The organism is Stieleria sp., assembly GCF_041595215.1.
Taxonomy (GTDB): Bacteria; Planctomycetota; Planctomycetia; order Pirellulales; family Pirellulaceae; genus Stieleria; species Stieleria magnilauensis.
On sequence record NZ_JBFHKV010000291.1, the window covers coordinates 1 to 8,466 of the forward strand.

The window sequence follows — 8,466 nt, forward strand, 5'->3', positions numbered from 1 at the left end:
CCCAGCGAGAGACTGAGGACAAACGCGAAGGCGACGAGGTACGCCAACATCACGCGGCGGCTTCCGCCGGAGTAGACCGCGGCTCCAATCAGTGACAGTACCGCACCGATGATCGCTCCGCCGGCGAGAAGTTGAATCAGTGTGCGTGGCAGTGAAAGGTGAACATTGGTCATGGGTTGGCTCCCGTGGGTGCCACTTGCGGGATGTCGCCGAGCGGTGCCGCAACTGGAGATGTGCTTTGCAATTGTCTTAGGTGCGCGACGATCGCCCAGCGATCGCGCGGGTCGATCTGGGATCCGTAGCTGGGCATGTTTCTGACACCATCGCGGATCGCTTGAAAGATCTGGCCATCCGCTCGATCACGGATTTCTTGCGTCATCAAGTTTGTCGCCGGAACCCATTTTGGCTCCTCCAATTCAATCGCCCGCAGGTTGATCGTCCCGTCGCCGATTCCCTTGGTTCCATGACAAAGGGCACAGTAGATTTCGTATCGCTGCTGGCCGCGCCGCAGCAAGGATTCGTCGACGGTGATTTGGGGCGGCATTGTCGTCACGAACTGGACCGAACCGCCGGCCGCATCTTTGGTAAACCCGTCGAAAAAGTGAGCATCGTGCCGCAGGTGACCTCGAGGAATCGTGCCTTCGATCGATTGTCGCATCGCACGTCCGTCCTCGAACCAGGGGTGCGCCGCTTGCGTGCTGAACTTTGCCTGTTTATCCATGTCCATGAAGAAATGAACGCGAGGCTGACGTGAGGTCGTGCCACGCACACGATGGATCAACACCAGGGGGACCCAAGTCCCGATCACGACCACGACCAGTAGCAGGGTCATCCACCACGGAGGTCGCCGGAGGTTCAGTTCCCGCACCAAACGGCGTGGCGTCGGTAGCGGAAATCGTTCTTCTTGGTAGGTCGGCATCGGTCAATCCTCCATCACGACTTCGATTGACAGCGGGCTGAGCCGTTGCAAAAACTCATGTGTCGTTTCTGAATCGAAACGTTCGTCTTTCGCCGAGATCACGATGAACAATCGGTCCGCTGTCGCGCGGAGAAACCGCTCGCTCTTGGCGAGCGGGTTGTGCAGCATCGGCAACTTGTTCAAACCGAGCATCCCTAGCAGGGTGCCGATGGCGGCGAAAAGAATTGTGGTCTCGAAAATGATCGGGATGTTGGCGGGCAAACTGAATGTCGGTTTTCCGCTGATCAGAAACTCGTAACCTTGCACACTCGGCGAGAGACCAGGCACGGTCGTCGCGTTCATCCACCACGTCAGTCCGAGTCCACACACGGCTCCGACCACACCATGCGCGAGCGTGATCCACGGCAAGATGGTCGGACGCAGCCCCATCGCCTGGTTGATGCCGTGAATCGGCATCGGACTGTGAACGTCCCAGATCATGTAACCCTCGTCGCGAACCTGCTCGGCGGCGTGCATGACGGCGGATACCGAATCAAACTCGGCGATCAGTGCGTAAGGTTGCTTGTCGGTCATGATTGTTTAACCCCACACGGCCTAGGTAAACCAGTGCCCACGGCGGAGTTCCTCGGGTGTATCGGGAGAAGGCTGATAATCGAATCGCGTTGGCGGATGATCACCGTGTGCTTGCGGCATCACCGTCTTGACTTCTGCCATCGCCACCATCGGCAGGAACCGGCAAAACAGCAAGAAGAGCGTGAAGAACAATCCAAAGCTGCCCAGTAACATGAACAGGTCGACCCAGGTCGGTGAGAACATCGCCCAACTTGACGGCAAATAATCGCGATGCAGCGAAGTCACGACGATCACAAATCGCTCGAACCACATGCCCACGTTCACCAAAATGGCGATCGCGAAAATGATCCACACACGCTTCCGCACCCAAGTCAACCACAACGCTTGTGGTGCGATGACGTTGCAAAACACCATCAACCAGAATGCCCACCAGTACGGGCCCAGGGGACGATTCATGAACACAAATTGTTCGTAGTGATGCTGGCTATACCAAGCCGTAAAGAATTCCACCGAATACGCATAAGCCACGATCATCCCCGTCCCCAGCATCACCTTGGCCATGTTTTCGATGTGCCGATGGGTAATCAGGTCTTTCAAACCGAACCATTCTCGCGCCGGAATCGATAGAACCAGCACCATCGCAAAGCCTCCGAAGACCGCGCCGGCGACGAAGTAGGGCGGAAAAATCGTGGTGTGCCAACCGGGAACCTGGGACGTGGCAAAGTCGAACGACACGACGCTGTGAACACTCAACACCAACGGTGTCGCCAATGCAGCCAACAGCAAATAGGCTTTTTCGAAACGCAACCAGTGCCGATTCGAACCGTTCCAACCGAGTGCGAACACGCCGTAAGCGAGCTGCTTGATCCGCGAGGTGCTGCGGTCTCGCAGGGTGGCCAGATCAGGGATCATCCCCATGTACCAAAACAGCAGTGAAACGGTTGCATAAGTACCTACTGCGAACACGTCCCACAACAACGGGCTGCGAGCTTGGGGCCACATCGCCAGTTCGTTCGGATACGGTGCCAGCCAATACGCGTACCAGATCCGTCCGACGTGAATGCCGGGGAACAGGCCCGCACAGACCACCGCAAAAATCGTCATCGCTTCGGCATACCGGTTGATCCCCGTTCGCCAGTTTTGCCTTAGTAGAAACAAGATCGCGGAGATCAACGTGCCCGCGTGACCAATGCCGACCCAAAACACAAAGTTGACGATCGGGAACCCCCAGCTGACCGTATTGTTGTTGCCCCAAACCCCAACACCGGTGACCAGCAGGTAGGTGATCGTGACCAGCAGCATCGAGAGCAGCGACAGTGAAATCGCCATCGCGACATACCACATCGGCGGCGTGCGTCGCAGAGCGAGTTCGGTCACGGTATCGGTGACGGTCGTGAAATCGTTGTCGCCCAACACCAATGGCACTCGCTCGCTGGGATGGTTGGCTTGCAACTCCCACTGAGACGGCTCGGTCATCGTTGTGCTGATGGTACTCATGGTTCATTCCGCGGGATGGGCTTCCAGCCTGTCGTCGATGTTTCGTTGCTCGTTCCTAGACAGGCTGGACGCCTATCCCACTAGGTTTCTCGATTGCGAATTTTTGCCAGGTACGTGGTCCTGGCCCCTAAGTTGTTTCCTTCCAAGACCTGATACGACCTCGCGTTCTTTCTGGCTTTGGAAACCGCCGACTCCGGATGGTTCAAATCGCCGAACACAATCGCTTGCGTCGGACAGGTCGCCTGACATGCCGTTTGCACTTCGCCTTCGGCCACCAAATCCGACTCCCGCAAGCCTTGCGAGTGTTCGTTTTTGGCATGAATACGCGTGTCCACAATGCGCTGGACGCAGTACGTGCACTTTTCCATCACTCCGCGCATTCGCACGGTCACTTCGGGGTTGTGCACCATCTTCTTCAGCGTCGAGACGTCTTCGGTCTGCTGCTGATCCGGCAACCCGACCCAGGGTTTTGCGGGCGTTCGCGGGTCAGACGCTTGGTAGTCGAAGTAATTGAATCGCCGTACTTTGAAGGGGCAGTTGTTGGCGCAGTAACGAGTGCCGATACAGCGGTTGTAGACCATCGCATTCAGGCCTTCGCTGTCATGAACCGTCGCGGCAACGGGACAAACCTGCTCGCACGGTGCGTTCTCGCAGTGCGCACACGCCATCGGTTGATGCACCACATCGGGCGATTCGATGTCTCCCTTGTAGTACCGATCGATTCGCAACCAATGCATCTCGCGATTGACCGCCACGTTCGCTTTGCCGACCACCGGAATGTTGTTCTCGGCCTGGCAGGCAACGACGCAACCACTGCAGCCGATGCAGGCGTTCAAGTCGATCGACATGCCCCAGCGATGCGGCGAGTCAAACTTGTGCGGCAAGTCGAACAGCGGAGCGGCATGGACGGGGTGCGCATCGCCGTGAACCGCATGATGGTCGTGTTGGTATTCGGCGAACAGCGTTTCGTGAACGATCATCCCCGGCTTGCCACGCTCGCCCAACCGTTTCAGTTTCGCGCCTTCCGCGACGGCATCCAACACGTCGTGAACTTGTGTCGAGACCAGTTCATGCGATTTACCGGTTTTGGTCAGTTCACAATCGCTGGCCAAGTAGCTCGATTGTTTCGACCGCAGCGGATAAGCATTGACACCGACTTGGTTACCGATGTGTCCAGCAGCGGTACGTCCGTAGCCCAGCGGCAACGTGATGCAACCTTGAGCGTGTCCCGGCAGGATGCAGACCGGCACTTCGTTGCTTGTACCGCGATCGCTGCTGGAAAGTTTGACAACGTCGCCCATTTCCAGCCCGAGCTGTTTTGCGTCCGCCGGACTGATCAGCGCCGCGTTATCCCAGGTCATTTTCGTCAGCGGTTCGGGCAACTCCTGCAACCAGGCATTGTTCGCGAACCGGCCGTCGTGAGATTTTAGATCGGGGGCGAAACGGATTTCCCACTGGGCGTCGTGTGGGTCAGGTACGTCCGTCGAATCGACTGTTGCGGCCGGAGGATCGACGTTCGCGAAGGCACTGTCGGCCCTGACGCCCGCGTGTAACGCCCGTTCCCAATCCTGCTGCGTCGCACCGTCGAATTGTTTGTCGAACGTCGCACGAACCAGATTCATCGACTTCGCCGCCGACTGACCCGACAACATGGCCAACAATTCGATCGGCGATTTGCCGTCGTAAAGCGGCAGAATCAAAGGTTGCTGGAGTGTGTAGCTGCCATCCCAGGCTCGGCCGTCACCCCAACTTTCCAGAAAGTGAGCCATCGGCAAATGCCACGTGCACGCCTGGGATGTTTCGTCGTCATGCAGACTCAGGTGAATCGACGTCAACGGCCGCGCCTCGTCGGACACCAGATTCAGCGGCGTGTCGGCGGGCGCGTCGTAAACCGGATTGCCACCGATAATGACCAGCGTGTTCAAGACGTTGCCTTGCAGCAGTTCGCTCAATGCCGCGATCTGTTCAATGCTGCCTTCCGCCCGCGCCAGGGGTTCCTCGGTGTAAGAAACGGCGCTGCCGACGCTGCCGATCGTCTGGTTGATCGCATGGGCAAGCTGGTGCGAGACAGCATTTTGAGCCGGCCCAGCCACGACGAGTCCAGCAGCTCCGGCCTGCTTGAGTTCGCGGGCGGCATTTTCGAGAACAGCAATCTGCTCTTCGCTCAATTCGCCCGGCTCTGTCGACAGGATACCCAGGCGGTAGGCGACGTAGGCAATCGCCTGCTGCACCAACGTCGGTTTCATGGGGAGCCGAACGTCGGCGGCGGAACCGGTGATCGTGAGACCCGGTTCAACGGCATACAGCCGATTCATGCTGCCGGAATCGACCGAGCGACGACCGGCGGACCAATCGCGAGCGTGTCGAAGGGAAGCCGGGTGGCTGCCGAGTAGGTCTGCATCGAACGTCACGATGGTGCTGGCTTGCTGCAGATCGTATTGGGGACGCAAGACTCGCCCCAGCGCGGCGCGACTGCCTGCGAACTCGTTGTCGCGGTGCAGCGGTTGGTATTCGAACCAACGCGCTTTTGGAAATGCCGCCTCGAACTCGCTGCGAAGCCGAGCGAAGGTTGGGCTGGCGGTCGGCTGAATTAATATCGCCAGGCCATCGCCAAGGCGGTTGCGCAACGCTTGGAAATGGGGTGTGGCGAAATTCTGAAAGTTCTTCCAGGTACTCTGTGAGCCGATGATGCTGACATCCGCAGCTTGTGCCGTCCGCTGCCGTTGCCGCAACCACGGACTTCGGCTGCGATCGGGATCGTACAACTCCAGCACACTTGCCTGCGAGAACGCACTGGCGGCACCACGTGAGAACGGATGGTCCGGGTTGCCTTCGATCTTGATCGGTCGGCCGTCATAACTCTTGGCGAGTATCCCCGTCGAAACACCGTCCAGCTCGATCGACGTCGCGTAGTGCTGAGCAACACCGGGCGTAAACCCTTCCGGCCGCGATGTGTGGGGACGCACTTCTTCCACCGGCCAGCGACGGCAACCCGTGGCGGTGATCCCGGCCAGAGCCATCGAGGCCCCAAGCAATCGCAAGAACTGACGTCGATCCGTCGTGCCAATGGCTTGCGATAAACTTGGGAACTCTTGCTCGATGTACTCCGTCACGGCCGGCGATCCGGCCAAGTGCTCGATACTGCGATAGTACTGCCGGCCACTGTGTTCAGGATCGCGGTGTTCAGTCCCACTGCGGTCAAACGCACTGCGTTCAGAGCCGCACGCTCCATCCGGCATCGGCTGGGGTTTCATCGGTGACATGTGGTACAGCTCGTCATGAATTGTTGCGATGGGACGTGATACTCCGCGGCCAACTCGGTGCCCAACGCGGCTTGATTTTTGCCGGTTGACGCCAGCGCATCCCAACTCATGCTGGTCACTTGCTCGCGCGGACGCAGATAGTCCTCTGGAGCGCGATGGCATTCCAAACACCAAGCCATCGAGAGCGGTTGGTCTTGCCGGACCTCTTCCATCTCGTTGATTTGTCCGTGACACGTTTGGCAGGCGACGCCTTTGTTGACATGTGCCGAATGGTTGAAGTAGACAAAGTCTGGCAGGTCATGCACCTTCACCCACGAGACGGGTGTTCCCTCTCGATAACTCGTCCGCATCAATTCCAGTTGTGGGCTTTCGGACCTGATCGCGGCGTGACAGTTCAAACAGGTTTGCGTCGGCGGAATCGCCGCAAAGGCAGCCGTTTCAACCGTCGTGTGACAGTAACGACAATCGATTCCCAGCTTGCCCGCGTGAACGGCATGCGAAAACGGGATCGGTTGCATCGGCTGGTAACCAACCGCACGCGTGGTCGGCGACAGGCCGAGGGTCAAGACGAGCGGCAGGTAGGTGAGCACACCCATCGTGACGATCAGTGCAGCGGGGAATAAATAGTTCGCCCAACGTGGGAAGTAGAAACGATCGTTCATACAACATCCCCCTACAACCAAACAAACCCCATGACCAACACGACGATCCACGCCACCATTGAAACGATCCAACCGACGGCGGACAGACCCCACTTCGACCGCTCGGCATTCGCCTTTGTTGCGCCGTTGAGCTGTCGCAACAGCATGTCGCTGGACAACACCATCACACCGATTAAGAACAGGCCATGAATCCCGGTCAGCCCCAGCACCAGCACCTGAGACAATTGACGTCGACGCCGCTGGTCGCGGCCTGTTACCGAAGCATCGTCACCCACGTCGCTGCGACCCTTTAACGAGACCATTCCAGGTGGAGGCGCCGGACCGGCGGGAACGACCCACTTGGAAAGTTGGGCCGGCGGCGGAGCGTTGGGATCGACGAGATCGGTTGCAGTGTCTGCCCCCGCGCCTTGCACCGAGCGAATGAACGCGACCAAATGAACGATCTTGTCGTCACCGAGAAACGGATTGCCCCCCCGCGCGGGCATCACTTTCTTGCTCTTGTTGTTAGGATCGGTCGCTGGACGACCCAAACGAATCACACCCGCGACGGCCGCATCGTCCGCTGCCGCGATAAACTCGCTGCCACGCAACGGAGGCGCCAAGTTCGCAATGCCGCCACCGGTCGGTCCGTGACACGTGATGCACGTCGTGGAAAAAATCTTCTGACCTTCTTCCGCATCTCCCTGATCCAGCATGACGGGGGCAGGGACGCTTGCGTGGGAACTCTTTCCCGCTTGCGAATAGTCCATCACCACGGGTTGTGAACCCATCGCCCGGGCAAAGAGCACCGAGTGGATGCCCAACGCAATCAAACCGCACCCCAGCACGATGGCCAGATGAGAGTAGGCGGCCATGGAGTTGCCGACCGAATCGCCGTCTCGGGCAGCCCGGCGTGACCAATGCAGATTCACCAACGCCCACCCGAGCGCCAACGCGGACAACAATGCCCACCCGCGATCGAGGGCGTGATCGGCCGAAGCAGCCGAGTACCAATAGGTATCTGCGACCACGACCGCAAAGCCCAACAGGATCAAGAACATCAGTAGCAGGGCGGCCAACCCGAGGAACAACGTCGGCGGCATCAGGAAACCCGACGGTTCATCACACCGCTCGAGGTCGGATGAAGCACTGGATGCGTTTGGCACGGACAGCCCTCCCGAAAAACGGAAAAATGGCTACTTGATCCCAATCACGGATACATTACTCTTTAATTCCGCAATTGGCAATCGGGGAACGCCGAGCAATGCGTCGCTGCGACGTTTTGTCGTGCTGCTGCCGGTTGTGCCGCGGGAGCCAACCACCACTTTTTGCCCGGAGTCGAACAGTCATGGACACGTCCAAACGCAACTTGATTGTCGGTTTGGCCGGCATCGCCATCTTGCTCATCAGCGTGCTGGTTTATGCGCAAAAGAACGCGGCGCACAATTACGAGCTGCCGGAATTTCAAGGCCAATCGCAAGCGCGGCCCTAGTGGTGCGTGTCACCCTGCGTGTCGGGTAGGCGGTCGTGGACGAGGCGACGAGTCCTTGCCAAGATGCCGACTGCAGAGGAC

General features: G+C 58.6%; 7 protein-coding genes. 1 reads left to right on the forward strand and 6 read right to left on the reverse strand.

What is annotated here, in order from left to right; translation table 11 throughout:
- Window positions 1-169: 169 nt before the first annotated feature.
- From ABX749_RS13150 to ABX749_RS13175, 6 genes are all read right to left on the reverse strand, one after another.
- Window positions 170-919: a cytochrome c gene (locus ABX749_RS13150; RefSeq protein ID WP_372896386.1), complete on the reverse strand. Its 750-nt coding sequence runs from the start codon at window positions 917-919 to the stop codon at window positions 170-172.
- Between the two features lie 3 nt (window positions 920-922).
- Window positions 923-1,492, reverse strand: coding sequence for a DUF3341 domain-containing protein (locus ABX749_RS13155; protein ID WP_372896387.1), 570 nt, complete (start codon window positions 1,490-1,492; stop codon window positions 923-925).
- 21 nt (window positions 1,493-1,513) lie between these two features.
- Entirely contained in the window at window positions 1,514-2,989 is a 1,476-nt protein-coding gene (gene nrfD, locus ABX749_RS13160; RefSeq protein ID WP_372896388.1) for an NrfD/PsrC family molybdoenzyme membrane anchor subunit, read from the reverse strand.
- A gap of 80 nt (window positions 2,990-3,069) precedes the next feature.
- Window positions 3,070-6,252 (reverse strand): TAT-variant-translocated molybdopterin oxidoreductase, encoded by a 3,183-nt coding sequence (locus tag ABX749_RS13165; RefSeq protein WP_372896389.1) that lies wholly within the window; start codon window positions 6,250-6,252, stop codon window positions 3,070-3,072.
- Complete coding sequence (locus ABX749_RS13170) at window positions 6,240-6,848, reverse strand: cytochrome c3 family protein (RefSeq protein WP_372896392.1); 609 nt, start codon at window positions 6,846-6,848, stop codon at window positions 6,240-6,242. The genes ABX749_RS13165 and ABX749_RS13170 overlap by 13 nt, the downstream gene beginning before the upstream one ends.
- Window positions 6,849-6,925: 77 nt before the next feature.
- Window positions 6,926-8,059 (reverse strand): cytochrome c, encoded by a 1,134-nt coding sequence (locus tag ABX749_RS13175; protein ID WP_372896390.1) that lies wholly within the window; start codon window positions 8,057-8,059, stop codon window positions 6,926-6,928.
- A 182-nt stretch (window positions 8,060-8,241) separates the two neighbouring features.
- Between ABX749_RS13175 and ABX749_RS13180 the strand changes: the two genes are divergently transcribed.
- The gene (locus ABX749_RS13180; protein ID WP_372896391.1) at window positions 8,242-8,385 is read left to right on the forward strand and encodes a hypothetical protein; all 144 of its coding nucleotides are present in this window, start codon (window positions 8,242-8,244) and stop codon (window positions 8,383-8,385) included.
- The last annotated feature ends 81 nt before the right edge of the window (window positions 8,386-8,466 follow it).

Coding starts and splice junctions, on each gene's coding strand:
- ABX749_RS13150 (WP_372896386.1), bottom strand. CDS start 919: ATGCCGACCTACCAAGAAGAACGATTTCCGCTACCGACGCCACGCCGT.
- ABX749_RS13170 (WP_372896392.1), bottom strand. CDS start 6,848: ATGGGTGTGCTCACCTACCTGCCGCTCGTCTTGACCCTCGGCCTGTCG.
- ABX749_RS13165 (WP_372896389.1), bottom strand. CDS start 6,252: ATGTCACCGATGAAACCCCAGCCGATGCCGGATGGAGCGTGCGGCTCT.
- ABX749_RS13180 (WP_372896391.1), top strand. CDS start 8,242: ATGGACACGTCCAAACGCAACTTGATTGTCGGTTTGGCCGGCATCGCC.
- ABX749_RS13155 (WP_372896387.1), bottom strand. CDS start 1,492: ATGACCGACAAGCAACCTTACGCACTGATCGCCGAGTTTGATTCGGTA.
- nrfD (WP_372896388.1), bottom strand. CDS start 2,989: ATGAGTACCATCAGCACAACGATGACCGAGCCGTCTCAGTGGGAGTTG.